Genomic DNA, 24,182 nt, shown 5'->3' with positions numbered 1-24,182 from the left:
TCCGCGGGCTGCTGGCAAGCCTCACAAAAGTGTGAGCGCAGGTTCGCGGCACAGCTGCTGTGCCAGCAAGCCCAAGGTCATGACCGCCCGCTCTGCCTCCTTGTTCCACGGAATACCGCAGTTGAGGCGGATGCAGTGGTTGAACTGTTCCGTGTTACTGAATATCAACCCCGGGGCAATACTGATGCCCTGCTCCAACGCACGCACATGCAGCTCTTGCGTATTCACCCGCCCAGGCAGGCTCACCCAGAGGATGAACCCCCCGGTAGGCCGGGTCATCTGGGTACCTTCGGGGAAGTGCTGCTGCACCGCCAGCTGGTAGGCACTGAGATTCTTGCGGTACTCCTGGCGGATATAGCGCAGTTGCCGGTCGTAGCCGCCATTCTCCAGGTACGCTGCCACGCCCATCTGGGTCACACTGCAGGCTGAATGGGTGGTGAAAGTTTGCAGGCGCTGTATCTCGTCCTGGTAACGCCCGGCGATCATCCAGCCAACCCTCACCCCGGGAGACAAGGTTTTGGAGAAGCTCGAACAGTAGATCACCCGGTCCAGGCGATCGAAGGCTTTCAGTGCCTTGCTCTTGCCCTGCTCGAACATCAATTCGCCATAGATGTCGTCCTCGATGATCTGGATATCGAAGTCCGACGCCAGGCGCAGCAGCTGCTTTTGCCGCTCTTCCGGCACCGTACCGCCCAGCGGATTGCTCAGCCGCGCAGTCAACACCAAGGCCTTGATCGACCACTGGTTTGCCGCCAGTTGCAAGGCTTCGAGGCTGATCCCCGTGGACGGGTCGCTGGGGATCTCGATCACTTTCAAACCCAGCAGGTCCGCCAGTTGCAGCAAACCGTAATAGGTCGGCGACTCGGCGGCGATCAGGTCCCCGGGGCGGGTCAGCACCCGTAACGACATCTGCAGGGCATCGACACAGCCGTGGGTCACGATCACCTCACGCGGGTCGACGATCACACCGGCATCGCGCATGCGAATGGCAATTTGCCGGCGCAGCGGCTCGAACCCTGGGCTGAACATGTAGCTGAAGGCGCGCGGGCTGTGGAAGCGTGTCACCTTGGCGATTTGCTGGTGCAGCGCGCGCACGGGCAGATAATCCACATGCGGCACGGCAGCACCGAACGGGAACACACCGTCGCGGCGGGCCTCGGTCAATACCTGCTGGATGATGCTGGCACGTGTGACCAGGCCTGGGCGCTCGACCCTGGCGATATCCGGGGTCGGAGCGGTCAGGGCCGGGGTCTGGTGCACATAGTAGCCGGACTGCGGCCGCGCACGGATCAGGCCCTGGTCTTCGAGGTTGGCGTAGGCCTGCAGCACCGTGGCATGGCTGACGTTGAGCTGGGCGCTCATCTTGCGTACGGAGGGTACCCGCTCGCCTGGCTGGTAGACGCCGCGACGAATGTCATCGGCCAGTTGCTGGGCGATACGCTGGTACAGCAGCAGGTTGGTCATGGCGGGATCTCGACGCGCGGACGGGCTCGTTGTTCTTGTGCGACTCACTGACAGTAGAGGATACCGTAACAGTCAAGAAGTGTACCGGGACAGATGGTTGGGCCGCCACTGCATCTTCAGCGCCTGTGAGATCCAGCGCCGCGCGGGCGGCGCGCGATCTGATCGGCGCCGACCGCACCGAGCCGAACACTCACGCTCAACGCGCCGGCGCGAGCCTGCCCTTGTCGTCGGAAAACACAATCTCGACCCGGCGGTTCTGCGCCCGGCCCCGCTCCGAGGCATTGGCCTCGATCGGGTACTGGTCGCCGTAGCCTTCGACCTGCAGGCGCTTTTCGTCGACACCAAGGTCCACCAGCATGTCGGCAACGGACTGAGCCCGGTCGTGCGACAGCTTGAGGTTTTCTTCAGGCGTACCCGTGCTGTCGGTATAGCCCTCGATGCGTACCACCCGGTGTGGGTTGAGCTGCAGGAACTGCACCAGCTTGAGCACGGTTCGGCTGGCGGTGTTTTTCAGGTTGGCACTGCCGGTGTCGAACAGCACGTCACCCAAGGTCATTACCAGGCCGCGGTCGGCTTGCTCCGAGGCCAGCGCGGCAATTTGCGCCTCGACCCATTTGCCTTGCTGCTGCACGCTGGCCAGCTTGGCCTCGCGCAAAGCCAGCTGCAAACGCTGGCGCTCCAGGTCCAGCTTGGCTTGGCGCTCCTGGTTCAGCGCCAGCTTGGCATGCTCACCGGCAATCTCGCTGTAACGCTGGCTGAGGTAAGCGTAATGGCGCACATCTGAGCCGGTGCCGATGTAGCTGGACAAGCGCTCGGCGCGCGCCAGCGACTCGCCTGCGCGAATCACGTCACGCGGCGCGCTGCGCAGCACGTCGGAATCGTCCTTGACCTTCTGGAAGGCGGCGCTGGCTTGCTCAAGCGCCGCGCTGCTGCGCTGGCTGGCGCAACCCTGCAGGCCTGCCGCCAGGGCCAGCACTGCCAGTACGGCGAAGGGTGCGTGACGGTTCATGGCTGCACCTCCAGCTGCTTGCGCAGGCGCTGCACCCGCGACTGCAACAACTGCAACTGCTCTTCACTCTTCTGGTTCAGCACCTGGGCCTCGGCAAAACGCGCGTCCAGTTCCGCCTGCTCGGCGCGCATGCGCGCATCGCGGTAGTCTTCGGTCAGCATGTTGGTCCTGGCCCGCGCCAGCTTGTCTTCGGCCAGTTTCAGCGATTCGACCTGGTCGGTTGCACCGACGGCCCTGGCCTGCTCCAGCGCCTGTTCGGAAATACGCATCTGCTCGTTAGGGGCCGGGTCATTGGCGCAGCCCGCCAGGCCAAGCACGGCCAGGGCAAGGATCAGTGGTTGGGTTCTCACGCAATCTTCCTAGTGTTTGGGGGCGTCCGCCGGCACCTGCAACTGCGCTTTCCAGCGCTCGACATTACGTTGCAGTACCGCTTCGGATGCACCGGAGATCGGCAATTCTGTCAGTTTTTTCGCCAATTGCCCACGCAACCAACTGTCATTGCACGCGGAATTGTGCGACAGCGCCAGGTACAAGCCTGGGCGGTCGACCGGCAAACCCCGCGCAATCAGGTCATTGCTCATGCCCAGGCTCTGGGCCATGGCCATACCGGCATAGCGGCCGGCAAGCACGTAGTCCACCTGGCCGAGCACCAGCTTCTGGAACGCTTGAGTAAGGTTCTGCGCGGGCACCAGCTTGAGCTGCGCCTTGGCGAACGCAGTAAAGGCCGGCGTCAGGCGCGCACGTTCGGACAAACTACCCTGGTAGCGGGCCAGGTCGGCCGGGCCATCGAAGGTCAGTTGCGCATCGTGTCGCGTCCACACCAGGTACTCGTTCAACTGCAACGGGGGGTGGATATAGTCCAGCGCAGTCAGTTGCTCCACCTGCATCGGCGTGTCGATCAGCAGGTCCATGCGGCCGCTGCGAACCTCTTGCAGTGCCTGTTCGCGACGCCCGGCACTGAGCACCTCCACCTTCACCCCCAGCTCGCCAGCCACCTGACGCAGCAGGTCGACGTTGGCACCGATCAGGTGCTGCGGGTCTTTCGGGTCCTGCCACGAATAGGGCGGCGCATCAGGGCTGCCGGTTGCTACCAGGCGTTCGCACTTGCCTGCCGCCATGGCCGGTGGCGCAACCAAGACCGCCATGCATGCCAGCACCCTGCCTGCTTTACGCAGCACCATTGCTCACTCCTTGTATCGCGATTGACCCGTAACCGGCCATAAAAAAACCCGGCCCCTGTAACGGGGCCGGGTTCTTTATAAGTGAAGCAGGCGGATCAGACCAGCTTTTCCAGCTCTGGCACCGCTTCGAACAGGTCCGCGACCAGCCCGTAGTCAGCCACCTGGAAGATCGGCGCTTCTTCGTCCTTGTTGATCGCAACGATCACCTTGGAGTCCTTCATGCCGGCCAGGTGCTGGATCGCACCGGAAATGCCCACGGCGATGTACAGCTGCGGCGCGACGATCTTGCCGGTCTGGCCGACCTGCATGTCGTTGGGCACGAAGCCGGCGTCGACGGCGGCGCGCGAGGCACCCACAGCAGCACCGAGCTTGTCGGCCAGGCTGTACAGGTGGCTGAAGTTGTCACCGTTACCCATGCCACGGCCGCCGGAAACGACGATTTTGGCGGCGGTCAACTCTGGGCGGTCGGACTTGGCCAACTCTTCGCCAACGAACGCCGAGATACCGGCATCGTGCGCGGCACCGACCGCCTCGATGGCAGCCGAACCGCCTTCGGCGGCCACGGCGTCAAAGCCGGTGGTACGCACGGTGATCACCTTGATGGCCGCGCTCGATTGCACGGTGGCAATGGCGTTACCGGCGTAGATCGGGCGCTTGAAGGTGTCGGCGGACTCGACCGAGATGATCTCGGAGATCTGGTCGACGTCCAGCAGCGCAGCAACCCGCGGCAGGACGTTCTTGCCATTGGTGGTGGCCGGGGCCAGCACGTGGCTGTAACCCTTGGCCAGCTCGACGATCAGCGGCGCCACGTTCTCAGGCAGCACGTGGGCATAAGCTGCGTTATCGGCAACCAGGACCTTGGCCACGCCAGCGATCTTGGCAGCGGCTTCGGCAACGCCGCCAATGTTCTGGCCAGCGACCAGTACATGCACATCGCCACCGATCTTGGCAGCAGCGGCAACGGTGTTCAGGGTGGCCGGGGCTACGGCACCGTTTTCGTATTCAGCGACAACCAGGATAGTCATTTAGATTACCTTCGCTTCGTTCTTCAGCTTCTCGACCAGTTCGGCCACCGACTTGACCTTGATACCCGCGCTGCGGGCAGCCGGGGCTTCAACTTTCACGGTTTTGTTGGTGGAGGCGAGGGAAACGCCCAGCGCGTCTGGCGCAAGGGTTTCCAGCGGCTTTTTCTTGGCCTTCATGATGTTCGGCAGCGACGCGTAGCGTGGCTCGTTCAGGCGCAGGTCGGTGGTGACGATCGCAGGCAGGTTCAGGGCAACCGTCTGCAGGCCACCGTCGATTTCACGGGTGACATTCAGCTTGTCGCCGGCCACTTCCACCTTGGAGGCGAAGGTGCCCTGGGCGTAGCCGGTCAGCGCAGCCAGCATCTGGCCGGTCTGGTTGTTGTCGCTGTCGATGGCTTGTTTGCCGAGGATGATCAGCTGTGGCTGCTCCTTGTCGACAACGGCCTTGAGCGCCTTGGCCACGGCCAGGGAGTTCAGTTCATCGGCGGCTTCGACCAGTATGGCGCGGTCGGCGCCCAGGGCCAGGGCGGTGCGCAGTTGTTCCTGGGCAGTGGTCGGGCCGACCGAAACGACCACGATCTCGCTGGCAACGCCCTTCTCTTTCAGGCGTACGGCTTCTTCCACGGCGATTTCGCAGAAGGGGTTCATGGACATCTTGACGTTAGCAAGGTCGACGCCGGAGTTGTCCGCTTTGACGCGAACCTTGACGTTGTAGTCGACCACTCGTTTGACAGCTACAAGAACCTTCATGGATTCCTCGTTACTCTCCGGTGAATAGATAGTCGCCTGGGGCAAAGCCCTGCGATGCGCGTGGGTACAAGGGCACCTCTAAAAACGTACCGGGAAGCGGCATCTTCACAGTGACCGAACAGTCTTGTTCGGACCATTGCGACAAATACTCACGGGTCATTTCCTGTCGTGGCGTGTAAACTCCACTACAAACCGGCCTAAGCCCGCAAAACCCTGCTCCACACCTGGTCTTTAGAGGTGTACCTGCGCCCGGCTGCAAGCCTACGGCGAACGTAAAACCGCTCGTATCTTGACCGTAACACCCAATCCGGTCAATACGGCAAATCGGTCACCCTCCAGCCGTACTCCTGTGATTTTACTGGCCTGCGGCAAATTCAAACAAACGTTTGTATTGGACCCGCCAAGTGGTGTAGATATAATGCGCGGCCAAGACAAAACGGTGTAGTCCGTCAGTTGCGCAGCTACAGTTTCGCTCCCGTGACGAGCCACTGCGCGCATGCACCCATAAGACCCAGCAACAGCACGAGCCTTGATGAGTAGGAGAGAACCTGTGGAACGCGAATACATGGAATTCGACGTGGTCATCGTCGGCGCCGGCCCGGCGGGCCTGTCCGCCGCCTGCCGCCTGAAGCAGAAGGCCGCCGAAACCGGTAGCGAAATCAGCGTCTGCGTGGTGGAAAAAGGCTCCGAAGTCGGTGCTCACATCCTCTCCGGTGCGGTGTTCGAGCCCCGCGCGCTGAACGAGCTGTTCCCCGACTGGAAGGCACTGGGCGCGCCACTGAACACCGAAGTGAAGCGCGACGATATCTACGTGCTCAAAGACGCCGGCAGCTCGACCAAAGTGCCCGACCTGTTCGTGCCCAAGACCATGCACAACCAGGGCAACTACATCATTTCGCTGGGCAACCTGTGCCGCTGGCTGGCCCAGCAGGCCGAGAACCTGGGCGTGGAAATCTACCCCGGCTTCGCCGCCCAGGAAGCCCTGTTCGATGAAAACGGCGTGGTCCGCGGCATTGTCACCGGCGACCTGGGTGTCGACCGCGAAGGCAAGCCAAAGGACGGCCTGTATACCCCCGGCATGGAACTGCGCGCCAAGTACACCCTGTTCGCCGAAGGCTGCCGTGGCCATATCGGCAAGCAGCTGATCAAGCGCTTCAACCTCGACAGCGAAGCCGACGTGCAGCATTACGGCATCGGCCTGAAGGAAATCTGGGAAATCGACCCGGCCAAGCACGAGCAAGGCCTGGTGGTGCATACCGCTGGCTGGCCGCTGGACGTGATGGCCAAGGACAACACCGGTGGCTCGTTCCTTTACCACCTGGAAAACAACCAGGTGGTGGTCGGCCTGATCGTCGACCTGTCCTATGCCAACCCGTACCTGTCGCCCTTCGACGAATTCCAGCGCCTCAAGCACCACCCGGTGATGAGCCAATACCTCGAAGGTGGCAAGCGCATCAGCTACGGCGCCCGCGCCATCTGCAAGGGCGGCCTGAACTCGCTGCCGAAGATGGTCTTCAACGGCGGCGCGCTGATCGGTTGCGACCTCGGCACCCTGAACTTCTCGAAGATCAAGGGCAGCCATACCGCGATGAAGTCCGGCATGCTGGCCGCCGAAGCGGTGGCTGACGCCCTGGCTGCCGGGCGTGAAGGTGGCGACCTGCTCGACGGCTACGTCAGCGCGTTCAAGGCCAGCTGGCTGTACGAAGAGCTGTTCGCCAGCCGCAACTTCGGCCCGGCACTGCACAAGTTCGGCCCGCTGCTGGGGGGGGCTTTCAACTATGTCGACCAGAACTGGTTTGGCGGCAAGCTGCCGTTTACCCTGCACGACACCAAGCCGGACTACGCCTGCCTGATGCTGGCGGCCGACTCGCAGAAAATCGACTACCCGAAACCGGACGGCAAGCTCAGCTTCGACAAGCTCAGCTCGGTATTCCTCTCCAGCACCAACCATGAAGAGGAACAACCCTGCCACCTGAAGCTGACCGACCCGAGCATCCCGATCGCCAGCAACCTGCCGCTGTACGACGAGCCCGCCCAGCGTTACTGCCCGGCCGGCGTGTACGAAGTGGTCACCCAGGAAGACGGCAACAAGCGCTTCCAGATCAACGCGCAGAACTGCGTGCACTGCAAGACCTGCGATATCAAGGACCCGGCCCAGAACATCACCTGGGTCACCCCTGAAGGCGCTGGCGGGCCGAACTACCCGAACATGTAAGCCCGCCCCTGCAGCAAGATAAAGCCCCCTGGCCTCGCGGCCCGGGGGCTTTTTTCGTTCATTTGTCGACGCACATGATCGGCATCGGCTCCGCCGCGAACGCGGAAGGTTGCCGGCGGCCAAAGTAGCGGGCAGTGAGCAGCCCCACCGCGCCCATGACCAGACAGAAGCCAACGCACACCCATGGGCTCCACGGCATCAAGGCTATCAACGCCAGGGGCGTAGTGCTGGCCCACAAGGCGTAGGCCACGTTGTAGGTGAAGGAAATACCCGATACCCGGATCTGTGCCGGAAACAGCCCGACCATGACCGACGGCACCACACCCACCACCCCACAGCAGAGCCCGGCCAACGCGTAAGCCAGCCACGTCATGCCCCACTGCCCCACCAGGCTCGCATACAACGCAGCGATGCCCAGCGGCAGCAGCGCGCTGTAGATCATCAACGCCCGCCAGGCGCCCAGGCGGTCGACCAGCAGGCCGGCAAGCACACAACCGATGTTGAGAAAGACGATGCCTACGCTGCTCAGCGCGAACGTGTGCGCGGCAGACATGCCGAAGCGCTGCTGCATGACCGTCGGCGTAATCACCACCAGCACGACCACCGCCGAGGTCAGCACGCAGGTCAGGAGCGCAGCCGGAATCAACGCCCCACGATGCGCGCCCAGCACCTGGCGCAACGGGAATTTCACCGGCTGCTCCTTGCGCTCGCGCAGGGCCAGAAATACCGGCGTTTCACTCAGCCAACGGCGCAACCACACCCCGATCACGCCAAACACGCCCCCGAGCAGGAACGGGTAACGCCAGGCGTAATCGAGAATTTCCTCGGCGCTGAAAGCCTGAGCCAACAGCGTCGCGGTCAGTGCCCCCAGCAAATAGCCAAAGGTCAACCCGGCCTGCAGGAAACCCAGGGCATACCCCCGCCGCCCCGGCGGTGCGTGTTCGGCAACGAATGTCCAGGCACTGGGTACCTCGCCGCCGACCGCAGCCCCCTGCAATATGCGCAACGCCAGCAAGATCAGCGGCGCGGCGTAACCAATCTCGGCATAGGTCGGCATTACCCCGATCAGCAGGCACGGCAGCGCCATCATCAAAATGCTCAGGCTGAACACCCGCTTGCGGCCCAGGTGGTCGGCGAAGTGAGCCATGACGATGCCGCCCAGCGGCCGCGCCAGGTAACCGGTGACGAAAATCCCGAAGCTTTGCAGCAGGCGCAACCACTCCGGCATTTCCGGCGGGAAGAACAGCTGGCTGAGGGTCAGCGCGAAGAACACGAAAATGATGAAATCGTAGATTTCCAGCGCGCCGCCCAGCGCCGCCAGGCCCAGGGTCCGGTGGTCGCCGCGGCTGAACCGGGGCGGGCGAGCGGTATCGATGGCAGTCATGGCAGGGTCCGCAGATCGGCAAAGGGCAAGAGCATAACAAATGCCTGCCCGGTTGCCCTGCGCTATGCGCCGTCAGCGGTTGAACACCGTGTGCGCAAAATTGGCCCGCAGCCGTGGCCTGGCTCTGTTGCCGGCCAGGGTATCCGGCAGCGGCAACTGGCCGACCAGCACCGGGGTGTCGATGATCGCCATGAATGTTTCCAGTGCCTCGATATCGGGGGCCTGGGGCAGGCTCAAGCTTACCGCCTGGCGCTCGGCCGGCGGCACTGCGGGCACTTTCAACTGGCTGGAGTGGTAAAGCAGCGCGTGCTGGATCTGCGTGCTGACGCGACAGAACCGCGCCAGGTCGACCCCAGCGTGGCTGGCCAGCTCGATATTGCCCAGCAGCAGGTTGAAGGGCTGCAAGGCGCACTGCACCAGGCGCTGCAGCTCTTCAAAGCTCTCCACCGGGGCAATCCGGTAATAGCCCAGGCCGTTGAGCAACCGCTCCAACTGCAAGCGCTGGCACGGGTGGGCGTCGGCGATGAGGATGCGCAGGGTCTTGTTTGCCATGGTCGGACCTGGGCAGTAGGTAATGGGAGCGTTCCACGACCATACTGCGCCGCTAACGGCTATTGCCAGGGCCCTGCCTGGCAGTGGTCTTATTTGAGAGAAGTCGGGAAAACCGCATAAATCAAGTGACTGGCTGACAGAATTTGCATTTTCCTTGAGCCCGGCAATCAGCACTCCCACTCGCGCATGCGCACCCGGCAATGCTTCATGGCGTTGACGATGTGCTTTTCCACCAGGCTGCGCGAGATGCCCAGGTGCTCGGCGATTTGCTGATGAGACAAGCCTTCGAGCTTGCGCAGCAGGAAGCACTCGCGGCAGACCTTGCTCAACTCATCCAGCGCACGTTGCATCAGCGCCAGGCGCTGGTCGTGCTGCATGTCGTGCGCCGGCGCCGGGGTATGCCAGCGCTCGTCGCTGTCGAGCACCTCCAGCGGCTCCGCCTGGCGCACCCGGTGGCGGCGGTGGCGGTCGACCACCAGGTTGAGCGCGGTACGATAGAGGAAGGCACGCGGGTGCTCGATGCGCTCGGCGTGGGTGCGTTCCAGCACCCGCAGATAAGCATCGTGCGCCACGTCCTCGGCGGCCTGACGATTGCCCAGGCGCGCGGAAAGGAAACCCACCAGTTCGCGATAGTAATGTTCCACGACGTTACCTGAGACCGCCCTGCCAGTTTTTGCCGGAACCCCTCCAGACACCAACGCGGGACCGAGTGATATCAAGTTGCGATCTTACAAATTATAATTATTCTCAGCAACAAAGGAACCTGCCCGAGACAAAGGCTAAATCCGCCCGGCTGACCTTCGTCTATCTGGGACCTCAGTGCGCGCCGCAATCGGGCTGCGCGTGGCCATCACTCCTGGCTGGAAGCCTGCATGACACGTTCAACCAACACCCGCCGTCGCGCCCTGCTCGTAGGCCTGGGCCTGCTGGGCCTGGGCAGCCTGGTGGCCTGGAAAGCCCTGCCCTTCGGGGCTCAGCCAGTCAGCACGGTCGCGGTCACCCGTGCCGATATCGAAAGCAGCGTCACAGCACTGGGTACCCTGCAACCACGGCGTTATGTGGATGTTGGCGCACAGGCGTCCGGGCAGATCCACAAGCTGCACGTCGAGGTCGGCGACACTGTGCGCAAAGGTCAGCTGCTGGTCGAAATCGACCCCTCCACCCAGCAGGCCCGGCTGGATGCCGGGCGCTATTCGATCGACAACCTCAAGGCTCAGCTGGCAGAGCAGCGCGCGCAGTACCAACTGGCCCAGCAACAGCTCAAGCGCCAGCGCGAGCTGGCCGCCGCCGGCGCCACCCGTGACGAAGACGTGCAAACGGCTGACGCCCAGCTGAAGGTCACCCAGGCCCGCATCGACATGTTTCAGGCGCAAATCCGCCAGGCCCAGGCCAACCTGCGCAGCGATGAAGCCGAGCTGGGGTACACCCGAATCTACGCACCAATGAACGGCACGGTGGTGGCAGTCGATGCCCGCGAAGGGCAAACCCTCAATGCCCAGCAACAAACCCCGTTGATCCTGCGCATAGCCAAGCTCTCGCCAATGACCGTGTGGGCGCAGGTGTCCGAAGCCGACATCGGCAAGGTCAAGCCCGGCATGACCGCCTACTTCACCACCCTGGCCGGCGGCAAGCGCCGCTGGACCAGCACCGTGCGGCAGATCCTGCCGATCCCGCCCAAGCCGCTGGACCAGGCCAGCCAGGGCGGTGGCAGCCCCGCCAGTGCCATCGCCGGCACCACCGGCGCCCAAGTGGTGCAATACACCGTGCTGCTCGATGTGGAAAACCCCGATGGCGCCCTGATGGCCGAGATGACCACCCAGGTGTTCTTCGTCGCCGGCCAGGCCAGCCAAGTGCTCACGGCGCCACTGGCAGCCCTGGATGGTGCCGGCGACGAAGGCGTGCGCCTGGCCCAGGTGGTCACCCGCGACGGCAAGATCGAACAGCGCAAGGTGCGCACCGGCCTGAGCGATCGCTTGCGCGTGCAGATACTCGACGGCCTTGCCGAAGGCGAGCAACTGGTCATCGGCGCCCCAGCCGCCAGCGGAGGTTGAATGACAGCGCCCTTGATCGAACTCACTGACATCCGCAAGCACTACGGCGGCATCGACTCGCCGAAGGTGGAAGTGCTACGCGGCATCAGCCTGAGCATCCACCCCGGCGAGTTCGTCGCCATCGTCGGTGCCTCCGGCTCGGGCAAGTCGACCCTGATGAACATACTTGGCTGCCTCGATCGCCCGACCAACGGCAGCTTCCGCTTCGCCGGCAAGGATGTTGCCGAGCTGGACAGTGACGAACTGGCCTGGCTGCGGCGCGAAGCCTTCGGCTTCGTATTCCAGGGCTACCACCTGATCCCCTCCGGCTCGGCCCAGGAAAACGTCGAGATGCCGGCCATTTATGCCGGTACCCCGGCCGCCGAGCGCCATGCCCGCGCTTCGGCCCTGCTCGAACGCCTTGGCCTGGCCAGCCGCACGGGCAACCGCCCGCACCAGTTGTCTGGCGGCCAGCAGCAGCGGGTGTCGATCGCCCGCGCCTTGATGAACGGCGGCCACATCATCCTCGCCGACGAACCCACCGGCGCCCTGGACAGCCACAGCGGCGCCGAAGTCATGGCCCTGCTAGACGAACTGGCCAGCCAGGGCCATGTGATCATCCTCATCACCCACGACCGTGAAGTGGCGGCCCGGGCGCGACGGGTGATCGAAATTCGCGACGGCCTGGTGATCAGCGACTCGGCGGCCGACCGGCCCCTCGACGCGGCGCACCCAGGCCTGCAGGCCGACGACCTGCGCCAGCGCCTGGACCGCGGCGCCACCTTGCGCGGGGCCTGGAAGGGCGAGTTGCTCGAGGCCCTGCAAGCGGCCTGGCGGGTCATGTGGATCAACCGCTTCCGCACCGCCCTGACCCTGCTCGGCATCGTCATCGGCGTGGCCTCGGTGGTAGTGATGCTGGCTGTCGGCGAAGGCAGCAAGCGCCAGGTCATGGCCCAGATGGCTGCGTTCGGCTCGAACATCCTCTACCTCAGTGGCCGCCACGCCACGCTGCGCGAACCGGCCGGCATCGTCACGCTGGACGATGTCGCCGCCATCGCCCAGTTACCGCAGGTCCAGCGCATCATGCCGGTGATCGGCGACCAGTTGACCGTGCGCCACGGCAACAACAACCAGCAGTTCTATGTCGGCGGCAATAACACCCAGTTTTCCGAGATCCTCAACTGGCCAGTGGTCGAAGGCAACTTTTTCACCGAAGCTGACGAACGGGCTGCCGCCGCCGTCGCGGTGATCGGCCAGAAGGTCCGGGACAAGCTCATGGAGCCTGGCAGCGATCCGCTGGGCCAGTACCTGCTGATCGGCAACGTGCCCTTCCAGGTGGTCGGCCTGCTCGCCGGCAAAGGTGCCAGCTCCGGCGACCAGGACAGCGACGAGCGCATCGTGGTGCCCTACTCCGCCGCGTCCGTACGCCTGTTCGGCAAGCAAGACCCGGAATACGTGATCATCGCCGCAGCCGATTCGAGCCGGGTGAGCGAAACCGAGCGGGCAATCGCCCACCTGATGCGCCAGCGCCACCAGGACAAGCAGGACTTCGAACTGACCAACGACGCCGCGCTGATCCAGGCCGAGGCGCGCACGCAGAACAGCCTGTCGCTGATGCTCGGTGCCATCGCCGCCATTTCCCTGCTGGTCGGCGGTATCGGCGTGATGAACATCATGCTCATGACCGTGCGCGAACGTACCCGCGAGATTGGTATCCGCATGGCCACCGGCGCCCGCCAGCGCGATATCCTGCGTCAGTTCCTCAGCGAGGCGGTGATGCTGTCGATGGTCGGCGGGGTGACGGGTATCGTGCTGGCACTGTGCATCGGTGGCGGCCTGATGCTCGCCGACATCGCCGTGGCATTCGCCCTGCCCGCCATTCTCGGCGCCTTCACCTGCGCCGTCATCACCGGCGTGGTGTTCGGTTTCATGCCGGCCCGCAAGGCTGCGCGCCTTGATCCGGTCAAAGCCCTTACCAGCGTATAGCCCATGACATTGCCAAGCCGCATCAGCCTGTTGACCCTCAGCCTGGCCCTGGCCGCCTGCAGCACACCGCCCGCCCCCGAGGCCGGCGTTACCGAGCCGCCAACCTGGCAATCCCGAGCCGACGCCTCCAGCCAGGCCCTGCCGGATGCTCACTGGTGGCAAGCCTTCTCCAGCGGCGAACTGGACCGCCTGGTCGAACGCGCCCGGCACAACAGCCACGACCTGGCCGCCGCCGCGGCACGGGTGCGCCAGGCCCAGGCGCAGGCTGTGATCGCCGGCGCTGCGCGGCTGCCGGAGCTGACGCTCGGAGTGGACGGCAGCCGCCAGCGCCTCTTGCGCGGCGACGGCAACGACCAACTCGACGCCAGCAGCAGCGAGCGCACCAGCACCTCATTCGGCACGCGCTTGAGCGCCAGCTACGAGGTCGATTTCTGGGGCGGCATCCGCGCCGCCCGCGACAGCGCCCTGCATGGCCTGGACGCCAGCCGCTTCGATCGCCAGACGGTGGAGCTGACGCTGATCAGCGCTGTCGCCGATAGCTACCTGCAGGGCCTGGCGCTGCAGGAGCAGCTGCGCATCGCCCGGCTGAACCTCAAAAACGCCCGGGACGTGCTGGGCCTGGTCGAGGCACGCCAGCGTTCTGGCTCGACCACGCGACTGGAGCTGGCGCAGCAACGCAGCCTGGTGGCGGCCCAGGAGCGCCAGGTACCCCTGCTGGAGCAGCAATGGCAGAACAACCGGATAACCCTTGCCACCTTGCTCGGTGATCCGGTGCAGGCATTACCGAACACCCACGAATCGATCGCTACCCTGCGCTGGCCGGCGATCGGCAGCGGGGTGCCCAGCGACCTGCTCGGCCGACGCCCCGACATTGCCGCCGCCGAGGCCCGGCTGGCCGCCGCCAGCGCCAACGTACAAGTGGCCAGGGCCGCCATGCTGCCCAAGCTGACCCTGGGAGCAGACCTGGGTAGCGGGGCACGGACCTTCGCCGATATCCTCGACAGCCCCTTCTATACCCTCACTGCCGGCATTGCCACCCCCATCTTCAACAACGGCCGCCTGCGCGCCAAGCGCGAACTGGCCAGTGCCGAACAGGAAGAGCTGCTGCACGATTACCGCGCCGCAATCCTGGCAGGTTTCGCCGACGTGGAAAAAGCGCTCAATGCGATCCATGGCGTAGACCGCCAGCGGCAATGGCAGGACCAGGAGGTACAGGAAGCACGCACCGCCTTCGCCCTGGCACAGCAGCGCTACAGCGCCGGCGCCGAAACGCTGCTGACGGTGCTGGAAACCCAGCGCACGTTGTATGTTGCCCAGGACCAGCAGGCGCAACTGCACCTGGCTCGGCTGCAGGGCAGCGTGGCGTTGTACAAGGCCCTGGGAGGTGGCTGGCAGGTCGAGCGCTGATGCATTCCCTGTGGGAGATCACACAGCCCTACGGGCTGCGCTGTCGCGCAGAGAACTCGATTCGTAAGCGCGACGCGGCCCAGGATCAGCGCGGTGTCAGCGCTTCGCCAGTTTCAGGTTGCGTGCGTACCAGGGCCGCTGCGGCACCTTCGGCCGCAAGCTGGCAAACAGGTCGTCATCGGCGAAGATGATACGCAGCGCCAGCTTCATGGTCTCTGGGTCCATCTCCACACTGCGCCCCGGCCGCAGCCCCGGCACAGTCGAACAGCCATGGGTATCCGGCCCCAGCCATGGGTCGGATACCTCTACCCAGCGCCCAGGCGCGAACCACGGCACACCGTTGACCTCGGCGCGCCGCACCTGGCCGGGATGCACACGCTCGTGGGCGCGGAACCAGTCCTCGATGCGGTCATCGATCCAGCCATGGAAGTGCCAGAACACCGGGTTTACATGGGATGAAAACGGGTCGCCAAGGAAGTCGTTTTCCGCCTCGAACCAGCGTGCGGCAAAGTCCTCCGGCTGGCGCGCGAACGGCACCGGCAAGCCGCTGGACGGGTCGCGCGGCACCGAGGCCCAGCGCATGTGCAACCAATCGTGCAGGCCCAGTTCCATCTCCGAACCGAACTGCGCAAGGGTGAGCGTACTCAGGTAATGCGGGTCGGTGTACCTCGACTCCCAGACCTGGAAGTTACCGTGGAAAGTATCCGGCGTCTTGATATCGCGCACCCACTGGGTATACGCCGCATCGTCCGCAGCCAGCCAGGTGGGTGGCAAGGCCGTACCGTCATGGTTGTCGAAATAGCTGGCAAAGCCGACCCGGTCGCGTTCGAGCTCTGGCTGCGGCAGCGGGAAACGCGCCCACGACGGCAGGTCCTGAATGACCCGGGCAGCACGCAGCATGTGCCGGTGCATGAAGAAAAAGTCCTCGCCCGAGCCATTGCGATCCTTGTGCCGGCCACGGGCGTCACGCTCACGGTCGCGCGGCCCGGGCTGCCAGCCCAAGCCGCGCAGGGCCGCCTGCTTGTCCTTGTCGAGGTTGTGCCACTTATCACGCGAGGCATGCCACAATTGGTGGAACAGGCGGTGCTCCGGCGCAATCAGCCAGGCCAGCAAGGCCGGGGACAGAGGCGTGCGCTCGCGAGCCTCGGGGAAACTGCGCTTGAGCGCAACAAAAGTGTTGTCCTGCACGGGTAGGGTCAACGAACGCCCCAGCGCAGCGATGCGCCCGTTCAGGGTGGCCTGCCCGGCATTGCCGAACTCACCCCAGACTTCGTCGAGTACCACCGTGCATTGGTAGTCAGCCTGCCCTTCCCCCGGCACGGTAGAAAACAGCCGCCAACGCAAGGTCCTGTTCGCATCGGTCAGCAGGTCACCGACTACCCGATAACGCGGCGCCTCGGCACCCCGCAGACGCTCGGGCGTGTCCAGGTAACCACGCAGGCCGCGGCCACTTGGGGCAACATCGAGAAACATTTCCAGTTCACCCTCAGGCAGGCCGGGCAGCCCGGCATCTTTCCCTTGCAGTGTAAAACGCCAGATCCCCCGCAAGGTGTCGCCCAATTGCTGCAGCGCCGCATCGGCCAGTTCCACCACCGCCTCACCGGGGGTTTCCGGAAACTGCTCGTCGAACCGCTGGCGCTGCACATGCTGCGCATACATCGCGCCGGGCACCGCCACGCCTGCCAATGCCACACCGGCGATGAACCCGCGTCGAGAAATCGTCATTGCAACTACCTGAGCATTCATTGCGGCCGTGGAGCACGGCCCGTCCAAGGCTAAAACGTTGCTTCTTCGGCGAAATTTAATGCCAGGCCTGGCTCGGCCTGGTTCGAAGCCGGCGATAAATTTGCCCGGCGGTCGCTCGTTCACCTGATACCCAAGCCCTGCCCAAGCAGCACGTTGTGCGTCGGCAGGCCGCCCCGATCAACCGTGCAACGAGATGGCAATGACCAAGACCCGTTCCCGCAAGGCCCTTTACATTGGCCTACCCCTGGCCCTGGTGGCCGCCCTGGGGGGTGTCGCCGGCTATTTCTTCTGGCAACAGCAGCACGCCGGCTATCCGCTGAAAATCGTGCAACAAGCCAACGACCTGCACGAGCACATGCTGTCGTTCGACAGCCATGTCACCGTGCCCCTCGAACTGGGCAGCGCCGGCCAGGAAATCGACAAGGACGGCCCGGGCCAGTTCGACCTGGTCAAGGCCAACCGGGGCCGCCTGTCCGGTGCGGCGCTGACCATCTTCGGCTGGCCGGAAATCTGGAACGGCCCAAACGCCCCGCACCGCCCTACCCCCGGTTTCGTCGATGCCGCCCGGCAGGAACAGGAAGCCCGCTACAAGATCATCAGCGGGATGGTCCGTGACTTCCCCAACCAGGTCGGCATCGCCTACACACCCGACGACTTCCGCCGGCTCAATGGCGAAGGCAAGTTCGCCATCTTCATCAGCATGCTCAACGCCTACCCACTGGGCCACGACCTGTCGCAGCTGGACTTGTGGGCTGCGCGCGGCGTGCGCATGTTCGGCTTCAGCTACACGGGCAACAACGACTGGGCCGACTCCTCGCGCCCACTGCCGTTCTTCAACGACACCGCCGACGCCCTCGGTGGCCTGTCGCCGCTGGGTGAGCAGGCGGTCAAGCGCCTCAACGATCTGGGCGTGATCATCGACGTATCGCAGATGTCCACCCTGGCGCTTGAAGATGTCGCCCGCCTCAGCCGCGCGCCCATGGTGGCCTCGCACTCCGCGCCCCGGGCGCTGGTAGACATCCCGCGCAACCTCTCCGACAAGGAGATGCAGTTGATCAAGGACAGCGGCGGTGTCATCCAGGTGGTCGGCTTCGGCCAGTACCTCAAGCCCCTGAGCAAGCCGGTGATTGAAAAACTCGACGCCCTGCGCGCGCGCTTCGACCTGCAACCCCTGCAGGGCCTGGCCAACGCGCTGATGCCGGGCGATGCGGTGATCGCCATCTGGCCGGAAGCGCGTTTCGGCGAATACGCCAGCGCGCTGTACAGCACGCTGGAAGAAGAACCCAAGGCTACCCTCGCGCAGTACGTCGACGCCATCGACTATACGGTGAAGAAAGTCGGCATCGACCATGTCGGCATCAGCTCTGACTTCAACGATGGCGGCGGCCTGGACGGCTGGAATGACGTCAGCGAAATCCGCAACGTCACCGCCGAACTGCTGACCCGAGGCTACAGCGAAACGGACATCGCGAAGCTCTGGGCAGGCAACTTCCTGCGCGTCTGGGAACAGGTGCAGAAAACTGCCCGCCCCGTCGCCAATCGCTGAACAAGGCCGACACACATGAGTAACCGCCGCACTTTCCTCAAACAGGCCGGGCTGCTGGCCGCAAGCCTGCCACTGTTACCCCAGGCCCTGGCCCAGCCCGCCAAGCCGTTGGCCGGCCCCGACAAGTGGCGCAACCTGCGCGAGCTGTTTCCACTCGACCCGCAGATTGCGCATTTCGCCAACTTCCTGGTCACCGCCCATCCGCGCCCGGTACAGGAAGCCATCGACCGCCACCGCACCGACCTGGATCGCAACCCAGCTGCGCTGATGGATTGGGAAAGCCAGTACGAATGGCAGCGCGAAGATGAAGTACGCGAGTGGGCCGCGCGCTACCTGGAGGTCGGCCCGCGCCAGATCGCCCTGACCGGCAGCACCACCGAAGGCCTGGCGATGATCTATGGCGGCCTCAAAGTCGGCGCCGGGCAGGAAGTGCTGATTACCGAGCACGAACACTATTGCGCGCAGAAGGCGCTGGAGTTCCGCAACCAGCGCCAGGGCACCGCGGTGCGCCAGATCCGCCTGTTCGACGACCCATGGACGGTCTCCACCGACCAGGTACTGAGCACCCTCGACAAGGCCATCAAACCCAACACCCGGGTGCTGGGCATGACCTGGGTGCACTCTGGCAGCGGGGTCAAGCTGCCGGTGGGCGAGATCGGTGAACTGGTGCGCCGGCACAACCGCGAGCGCAGCGAAGCCGAGCGCATCCTGTACGTGGTCGACGGCGTGCATGGCTTCGGCGTGGAGAACGCCCGCTTCGCCGACTTCAACTGCGACTACTTCATCGCCGGTACGCACAAGTGGATGTTCGGCCCGCGCGGCACCGGGATCATCTGCGCTGCCTCCACCGGCATGCAGCACCTGGTGCCCAGCGTCGCCACCTTCTCCCGCGATGAGGACTTCGCCACCATCATGACCCCGGGCGGCTACCACGCCTTCGAGCACCGCTGGGCCACAAGCGAGGCCTTCAAGCTGCACCTGCAACTGGGCAAGGCCGAGGTGCAGCAGCGTATACACCAGCTCAACAGCCTGCTCAAACAGCGCCTGCTCGAACACCGCCAGATCCAGCTGGTGACCCCGCGCAGCGAACAGTTCTCCGCCGGGTTCACCTTCTTGCGCATCAAGGATCGTGACGCCGACGCCGTGGCCGCGCACCTCACCACCAACAAGGTGATGTGCGACGCCGTAGACCGCGACGTCGGCCCGGTGATCCGCCTGGCCCCAAGCCTGCTCAACGACGAGCAGCAGATAGACCGGGTCATGTCCCTCATTACCCAGCAACTTTGAACAAGGCATCTTCCATGAGCGCACCCCTGCACCGCCTCACCCTGGCCGCCGTGCTGGCCGCCTGCAGCCTGCCGGCCCTGGCCGCGCAGCCGTCGGACAAGCCCGGCACAGTGTTCCGCGACTGCGACAAGGCCTGCCCGGAAATGGTCGTGCTGCCCGCCGGTACCTTTACCATGGGCACCCCGCCCGACGAGATGGGCCGCCAGGACGACGAAGGTCCGCAGCACCCGGTCACCTTCGCCAGGCCGTTCGCCATCAGCCGCTTCCAGATCACTGCCGCTGAATGGGCCGCCTACCAGAAGGCCACCGGCATCGTCATCGCCGACGGCGACGATCGCCCCGGGCGGCGCTGCACCAATAGCAAGCCCAGCTACCAGCAAGGCCCTCGCCAGCCGGCGGTGTGCATGAGCTACCAAGACATCGAGCACTATGTGGCCTGGCTGTCGAAGAAAACCGGCAAGCACTACGCCATGGTCAGCGAAGCCCAGCGCGAATACGCCGCACGCGGCGGCAGTACCGGCATGTTCCCGTTCGAGCCGGACGCCAATCTCGAGATCAGCAAGAACGCCAACGTCTACGGCCCCAAGGACGGCTTCAGCTACAGCTCACCGGTGGGCAGTTTCCCGGCCAATGCCTTCGGGGTCTACGACATGCACGGCAACGTCTACGAGTGGGTCGCCGACTGTTACCACGACAGCTATGTCGGCGCGCCGGCCGACGGCAGCGCCTGGAAGGAAGCCGGCTGCCGGCAGATCTCGATCCGCGGCAACGACTGGGGCGAGGCACCGATCTTCTCGCGTTCGGGCAACCGCAACACCACCGTGCGCGACGACCGTGGCGACTGGATCGGATTCCGCGTGGCCCGCGAGCTGTAAAGCGCCAGGCGGCGGTAAATTCTCTGCCAGCAGGCTCGTTCCTATCGGTGTACTTGCGCAGGACACGGGGCGCCCTTCAGCGGCGCCCCCACTCGACCATCCAAGGAACCGCAACCATGAGCCAGACCTCTTCCCCCGAAAAAATCCACGACCTGATCGGCGTCGGCTTCGGCCCTTCCAACCTGGCCCTGGCCATCGCCCTGGAAGAGCTCGCCGAGACCAACGGCCATGCTCTCGACGCCCTGTTCATCGACAAGCAGACCGACTACCGCTGGCACGGCAACACCCTGGCCACCCAGAGTGAGTTGCAGATCTCCTTCCTCAAGGACCTGGTTTCGCTGCGCAACCCTACCAGCCCCTACAGCTTCGTGAACTACCTGCACCAGAAGCAGCGCCTGGCCGATTTCATCAACCTGGGCACCTTTTACCCCTGCCGCCTGGAGTACAACGACTACCTGCGCTGGGCCGCCGAGCACTTTGCCACCCAGGCGGTGTACGGCGAGGAAGTGTTGCGCATCGAACCTGAGCTGCGCGAGGGCAAGGTCGACCACCTGCGCATCGTCTCCCGCGACCTGCAGGGCCGTGAAACCCAACGCCGTGCCCGCTCGGTGGTGGTCGGCAGCGGCGGCACGCCGAAGATCCCCGACGCCTTCCGCGCCTTCAGGAACGACCCGCGGGTATTCCACCACTCCCAGTACCTGAGCGCACTGCAGCAGCTGCCTTGCAACGAAGGCAAGCCGATGCGCATCGCCGTGGTCGGCTCCGGGCAGAGCGCCGCCGAGGCCTTCATCGATCTCAATGACAGCTATCCATCGGTCAAGGTCGACATGATCCTGCGCGCCTCGGCCCTCAAGCCGGCCGACGACAGCCCGTTCGTCAACGAGATCTTCGCCCCCGAGTACACCGACCTGGTGTTCAACCAGCCCCACGCCGAGCGCGAGAAGCTGGTCAGCGAATACCACAACACCAACTACTCGGTAGTCGACGTTGACCTGCTCGAGCGCATCTACGGCATCCTTTACCGCCAGAAGGTCGCGCACCTGCACCGCCACGCCGTGCTGTGCCGCCGCACCATCGAAGATGTGGTGGAAACCGCCGCAGGCATCGAGCTGACCTTGCGCGACCTGGCCACCGATGTGCGCCAGACCCACCGCTACGACGCGGTGATCCTCGCCACCGGCTACGAACGCCGCTCGCACCGCGAATTGCTGGCACCCCTGCAGCAGCACCTGAAGGACTTCGAGGTAGACCGCGACTACCGCGCGCTGGCCCACTCCGAGTTCGGCGCCAACGTCTACCTGCAAGGGTTCTGCGAAGCCTCCCACGGCCTCAGCGACACGCTGCTGTCGGTATTGCCGGCACGTGCGGCGGAGATCGGCCAGTCGCTCTACCAGCATCTGGGCAAGCAGGCCAGCAACGCGCCAGCCAGCCTGCGCCAGACCTGCGCCTGAGGACGGGAACCAGCCGATGAGCACTTCCAACCGCGGGGCCCTGCGTGAATTGCTGGCCCTGCTCAAGCCATTCTGGCCGATCGTCACCCTGTCCATCTTCCTCGGCATGATCGGGGGCCTGAGCGTGACCACGCTGTTGGCCACCATCAACGGCGCGCTGCACGCCGAGGGCGACCTGGGGCACAGCCTGATCCTGGGCTTTGCCGGGTTGTGCCTGCTGGCACTGGTGAGCACGATCCTGTCGGATATCGGTACCAACTACGTCGGCCAGCACATCATCGCCCGCCTGCGTAAGACCCTGGGGGAGAAGGTGCTCGCCGCGCCGATCGAGCAGATCGAGCGCTTTCGCAGCCACCGTCTGATTCCGGTACTGACCCATGATGTCGACACCATCAGCGACTTCGCCTTCGCCTTCGCGCCGCTGGCGATCTCGCTGACGGTGACCTTGGGCTGCCTGGGCTACCTGGCCATGCTGTCGTGGCCGATGTTCCTGCTGATGCTGGCGGCCATCGCCGTGGGCACGAGCGCCCAGTACCTCGCGCAATCGGTCGGCGTGCGTGGCTTCATGGCCGCCCGCGACGCCGAGGACGACCTGCAACGCCAGTACAACGCCGTGGCCGGTGGCGCCAAGGAACTGCGCATCCACCGCCCACGTCGCCACCGCATGTTCGTGCATGGCATCCAGGCCACCGCGGATTTCATCTGCAAGACCCAGATCCGCGCAATCAACACCTTCGTGATCGCCAAGACCTTCGGCTCCATGCTGTTCTTCGTGGTCATTGGCATCGCACTGCTGATGCACGGTGCCGGCCCAGGGCAGGACAAAGCGGTCATCAGTGGCTTCGTTCTGGTGCTGCTGTACATGAAAGGCCCGCTGGAGCACCTGATCGGTACGCTGCCCATCGTCGGCCGCGCCGGCATCGCCTTCCAGCGCATCGCCGATCTTTCCCGGCAGTTTTCCTCACCCGAGCCGCACCTGCTACTGACCGACGCACCGGCTGCCAAGGCCAAGGTGCGCAGCCTGGAACTGGTCGAGGTGAGCTACGCCTTCCCTGCGGTGGGCGATGCCGCGCCCTTCCGGCTTGGGCCGGTCAACCTGCGGATCGAACAGGGCGAAATCGTCTTCATTGTCGGCGAGAACGGCTGTGGCAAGACCACGCTGATCAAGCTGTTGCTGGGACTCTACGCACCACAACAGGGGCATATCGCGCTGGATGACAAGATCATCGATGCCAGCGACAGGGACCAGTATCGCCAGCTGTTCACCACGATCTTCGCCGACTACTACCTGTTCGACGATGTGATCCAGGGTGAACAGAGCATTCCCGAAGATGCCAACCAGTATCTGGAACGCCTGGAAATCTCACACAAGGTGAGCATCCAGGACGGCAAGTTCACCACCACCGACCTGTCCACCGGGCAACGCAAGCGCCTGGCGCTGATCAATGCCTGGCTGGAGCATCGCCCGGTGCTGGTGTTCGACGAGTGGGCGGCCGACCAGGACCCGACCTTCCGCCGGATCTTCTACACCGAGCTGCTGCCCGACCTCAAGCGCCTGGGCAAGACCATCATCGTGATCTCCCACGATGATCGCTACTTCGATATCGCCGACCAGCTGGTACGCATGGAGGCCGGTCGCGTGGTCACCCAGCACGTCGCGGCCTGACCCTTGCGACGCGCGTGGCGCACGGCCTGGCCAGTCCGGAGCACGGCGCCGCGATCCGCCCGCAAGGAAGGGGGAACAGCCGACGCCATGGCATTCCCCCTGCGGCGTTTTCATCAGATAAATCGCCAAGCACAGATTGCTGATTCTTTTTTCCGGTTTCCAATCCGTGATGCGTCTAATTATCAGTTACTGAACATTCCAAAAGAAAAACTGCCCACATCCCTCAGGAGTTCCTTTCACCCATGCACCGCCCGAACCTGTCCCCGACCCTTCTGGCACGCGCCGTACGTCCATCGCAGTCGAACCGTATGGTACTGCCGGGTGCCCTGCTGGCCCTGATGCTGCTGGGGAGCAGCGCAGCCCACGCCGAGCAGGTCTCCGTCAACATCGCCGCCCAGCCGCTGTCCAGCGCCCTGCAGCAACTGGGTCAGCAGACGCAGATGCAGATCCTCTACAGCCCGGAATTGGTGCAAGGTCTGAAGTCCAGCCCGGTATCCGGCTCGCTGTCGACCGACGAGGTGCTGCAGCGCATGCTCCAGGGCAGCGGCCTGTCTTACCGCGTGGACGGCCACACCATCCTGCTGGTACCGCCACCCAGTGCCGGCGAG

General features: G+C 64.4%; 20 protein-coding genes. 10 read left to right on the top strand and 10 right to left on the bottom strand.

Annotated elements, in window-relative coordinates:
* Positions 1-21: 21 nt before the first annotated feature.
* The 6 genes from APH30_RS15990 to APH30_RS15965 form a co-directional block, all read right to left on the bottom strand.
* On the bottom strand, positions 22-1,464 hold the full coding sequence (locus APH30_RS15990; RefSeq protein ID WP_009684720.1) for a PLP-dependent aminotransferase family protein: 1,443 nt from the start codon (positions 1,462-1,464) through the stop codon (positions 22-24).
* A 196-nt stretch (positions 1,465-1,660) separates the two neighbouring features.
* Entirely contained in the window at positions 1,661-2,473 is an 813-nt protein-coding gene (locus APH30_RS15985) for an OmpA family protein (RefSeq protein ID WP_009684721.1), read from the bottom strand.
* Positions 2,470-2,823, bottom strand: coding sequence for a DUF4398 domain-containing protein (locus APH30_RS15980; RefSeq protein ID WP_029886528.1), 354 nt, complete (start codon positions 2,821-2,823; stop codon positions 2,470-2,472). Before APH30_RS15980 ends, APH30_RS15985 begins: the two co-directional genes overlap by 4 nt.
* 9 nt (positions 2,824-2,832) lie before the next feature.
* Positions 2,833-3,654: an ABC transporter substrate-binding protein gene (locus APH30_RS15975; RefSeq protein ID WP_054913109.1), complete on the bottom strand. Its 822-nt coding sequence runs from the start codon at positions 3,652-3,654 to the stop codon at positions 2,833-2,835.
* Between the two features lie 95 nt (positions 3,655-3,749).
* Positions 3,750-4,679, bottom strand: a complete 930-nt coding sequence (locus APH30_RS15970) for an electron transfer flavoprotein subunit alpha/FixB family protein (protein WP_009684724.1) — start codon at positions 4,677-4,679, stop codon at positions 3,750-3,752.
* Entirely contained in the window at positions 4,680-5,429 is a 750-nt protein-coding gene (locus APH30_RS15965) for an electron transfer flavoprotein subunit beta/FixA family protein (RefSeq protein ID WP_029886526.1), read from the bottom strand. It abuts the gene before it with no gap.
* 532 nt (positions 5,430-5,961) lie between these two features.
* Between APH30_RS15965 and APH30_RS15960 the strand changes: the two genes are divergently transcribed.
* The gene (locus APH30_RS15960) at positions 5,962-7,644 is read left to right on the top strand and encodes an electron transfer flavoprotein-ubiquinone oxidoreductase (RefSeq protein WP_082416189.1); all 1,683 of its coding nucleotides are present in this window, start codon (positions 5,962-5,964) and stop codon (positions 7,642-7,644) included.
* 58 nt (positions 7,645-7,702) lie between these two features.
* Here the strand turns inward: APH30_RS15960 and APH30_RS15955 are convergent, their stop codons facing one another.
* The 3 genes from APH30_RS15955 to APH30_RS15945 form a co-directional block, all read right to left on the bottom strand.
* Positions 7,703-9,028 carry an MFS transporter gene (locus APH30_RS15955; RefSeq protein ID WP_009684727.1) on the bottom strand — a complete coding sequence of 442 codons (1,326 nt, stop codon included), beginning with the start codon at positions 9,026-9,028 and terminating at the stop codon, positions 7,703-7,705.
* Positions 9,029-9,100: 72 nt separating this feature from the next.
* Positions 9,101-9,580, bottom strand: a complete 480-nt coding sequence (locus APH30_RS15950; RefSeq protein ID WP_054904870.1) for a response regulator — start codon at positions 9,578-9,580, stop codon at positions 9,101-9,103.
* A 167-nt stretch (positions 9,581-9,747) separates the two neighbouring features.
* Positions 9,748-10,224, bottom strand: coding sequence for a sigma-70 family RNA polymerase sigma factor (locus APH30_RS15945; protein WP_054904869.1), 477 nt, complete (start codon positions 10,222-10,224; stop codon positions 9,748-9,750).
* Positions 10,225-10,452: 228 nt separating this feature from the next.
* Between APH30_RS15945 and APH30_RS15940 the strand changes: the two genes are divergently transcribed.
* The 3 genes from APH30_RS15940 to APH30_RS15930 are packed head-to-tail and all read left to right on the top strand — an operon-like array spanning position 10,453 to position 15,003.
* Positions 10,453-11,631, top strand: coding sequence for an efflux RND transporter periplasmic adaptor subunit (locus APH30_RS15940; RefSeq protein WP_054913107.1), 1,179 nt, complete (start codon positions 10,453-10,455; stop codon positions 11,629-11,631).
* The gene (locus APH30_RS15935; RefSeq protein ID WP_054913106.1) at positions 11,632-13,596 is read left to right on the top strand and encodes a MacB family efflux pump subunit; all 1,965 of its coding nucleotides are present in this window, start codon (positions 11,632-11,634) and stop codon (positions 13,594-13,596) included.
* A gap of 3 nt (positions 13,597-13,599) precedes the next feature.
* Positions 13,600-15,003, top strand: a complete 1,404-nt coding sequence (locus tag APH30_RS15930; protein ID WP_054913105.1) for an efflux transporter outer membrane subunit — start codon at positions 13,600-13,602, stop codon at positions 15,001-15,003.
* A gap of 96 nt (positions 15,004-15,099) precedes the next feature.
* On the opposite strand, the gene APH30_RS15925 is transcribed toward APH30_RS15930, so the two are convergent.
* Entirely contained in the window at positions 15,100-16,728 is a 1,629-nt protein-coding gene (locus APH30_RS15925) for a twin-arginine translocation signal domain-containing protein (RefSeq protein ID WP_054913104.1), read from the bottom strand.
* Positions 16,729-16,948: 220 nt separating this feature from the next.
* Here APH30_RS15925 and pvdM point away from each other — a divergent pair, with 220 nt between their 5' ends.
* From pvdM to APH30_RS15895, 6 genes are all read left to right on the top strand, one after another.
* Positions 16,949-18,295, top strand: coding sequence for a pyoverdine-tailoring dipeptidase-like protein PvdM (pvdM, locus tag APH30_RS15920; protein ID WP_054913103.1), 1,347 nt, complete (start codon positions 16,949-16,951; stop codon positions 18,293-18,295).
* A 15-nt stretch (positions 18,296-18,310) separates the two neighbouring features.
* Positions 18,311-19,582, top strand: a complete 1,272-nt coding sequence (locus APH30_RS15915) for an aminotransferase class V-fold PLP-dependent enzyme (RefSeq protein ID WP_054913102.1) — start codon at positions 18,311-18,313, stop codon at positions 19,580-19,582.
* 14 nt (positions 19,583-19,596) lie between these two features.
* Positions 19,597-20,457 (top strand): formylglycine-generating enzyme family protein, encoded by an 861-nt coding sequence (locus APH30_RS15910; RefSeq protein WP_054913101.1) that lies wholly within the window; start codon positions 19,597-19,599, stop codon positions 20,455-20,457.
* Positions 20,458-20,573: 116 nt separating this feature from the next.
* Positions 20,574-21,908 carry a lysine N(6)-hydroxylase/L-ornithine N(5)-oxygenase family protein gene (locus APH30_RS15905; protein ID WP_054913100.1) on the top strand — a complete coding sequence of 445 codons (1,335 nt, stop codon included), beginning with the start codon at positions 20,574-20,576 and terminating at the stop codon, positions 21,906-21,908.
* A 16-nt stretch (positions 21,909-21,924) separates the two neighbouring features.
* Positions 21,925-23,574 (top strand): cyclic peptide export ABC transporter, encoded by a 1,650-nt coding sequence (locus tag APH30_RS15900; protein WP_054913099.1) that lies wholly within the window; start codon positions 21,925-21,927, stop codon positions 23,572-23,574.
* Between the two features lie 242 nt (positions 23,575-23,816).
* Positions 23,817-24,182 (top strand): STN domain-containing protein (locus APH30_RS15895; RefSeq protein ID WP_177333740.1); only part of this gene is annotated, 366 nt, incomplete at its 3' end.

This window comes from Pseudomonas sp. NBRC 111127, assembly GCF_001320345.1.
Taxonomy (GTDB): Bacteria; Pseudomonadota; Gammaproteobacteria; order Pseudomonadales; family Pseudomonadaceae; genus Aquipseudomonas; species Aquipseudomonas juntendi.
The sequence above is the reverse complement of the archived record's forward strand: the minus strand, read 5'-3'. Positions and strand labels throughout refer to the sequence as shown.

Coding starts and splice junctions, on each gene's coding strand:
- APH30_RS15990 (WP_009684720.1), bottom strand. CDS start 1,464: ATGACCAACCTGCTGCTGTACCAGCGTATCGCCCAGCAACTGGCCGAT.
- APH30_RS15985 (WP_009684721.1), bottom strand. CDS start 2,473: ATGAACCGTCACGCACCCTTCGCCGTACTGGCAGTGCTGGCCCTGGCG.
- APH30_RS15975 (WP_054913109.1), bottom strand. CDS start 3,654: ATGGTGCTGCGTAAAGCAGGCAGGGTGCTGGCATGCATGGCGGTCTTG.
- APH30_RS15970 (WP_009684724.1), bottom strand. CDS start 4,679: ATGACTATCCTGGTTGTCGCTGAATACGAAAACGGTGCCGTAGCCCCG.
- APH30_RS15965 (WP_029886526.1), bottom strand. CDS start 5,429: ATGAAGGTTCTTGTAGCTGTCAAACGAGTGGTCGACTACAACGTCAAG.
- APH30_RS15960 (WP_082416189.1), top strand. CDS start 5,962: ATGAGTAGGAGAGAACCTGTGGAACGCGAATACATGGAATTCGACGTG.
- APH30_RS15955 (WP_009684727.1), bottom strand. CDS start 9,028: ATGACTGCCATCGATACCGCTCGCCCGCCCCGGTTCAGCCGCGGCGAC.
- APH30_RS15950 (WP_054904870.1), bottom strand. CDS start 9,580: ATGGCAAACAAGACCCTGCGCATCCTCATCGCCGACGCCCACCCGTGC.
- APH30_RS15940 (WP_054913107.1), top strand. CDS start 10,453: ATGACACGTTCAACCAACACCCGCCGTCGCGCCCTGCTCGTAGGCCTG.
- APH30_RS15935 (WP_054913106.1), top strand. CDS start 11,632: ATGACAGCGCCCTTGATCGAACTCACTGACATCCGCAAGCACTACGGC.
- APH30_RS15930 (WP_054913105.1), top strand. CDS start 13,600: ATGACATTGCCAAGCCGCATCAGCCTGTTGACCCTCAGCCTGGCCCTG.
- APH30_RS15925 (WP_054913104.1), bottom strand. CDS start 16,728: ATGACGATTTCTCGACGCGGGTTCATCGCCGGTGTGGCATTGGCAGGC.
- pvdM (WP_054913103.1), top strand. CDS start 16,949: ATGACCAAGACCCGTTCCCGCAAGGCCCTTTACATTGGCCTACCCCTG.
- APH30_RS15915 (WP_054913102.1), top strand. CDS start 18,311: ATGAGTAACCGCCGCACTTTCCTCAAACAGGCCGGGCTGCTGGCCGCA.
- APH30_RS15910 (WP_054913101.1), top strand. CDS start 19,597: ATGAGCGCACCCCTGCACCGCCTCACCCTGGCCGCCGTGCTGGCCGCC.
- APH30_RS15905 (WP_054913100.1), top strand. CDS start 20,574: ATGAGCCAGACCTCTTCCCCCGAAAAAATCCACGACCTGATCGGCGTC.
- APH30_RS15900 (WP_054913099.1), top strand. CDS start 21,925: ATGAGCACTTCCAACCGCGGGGCCCTGCGTGAATTGCTGGCCCTGCTC.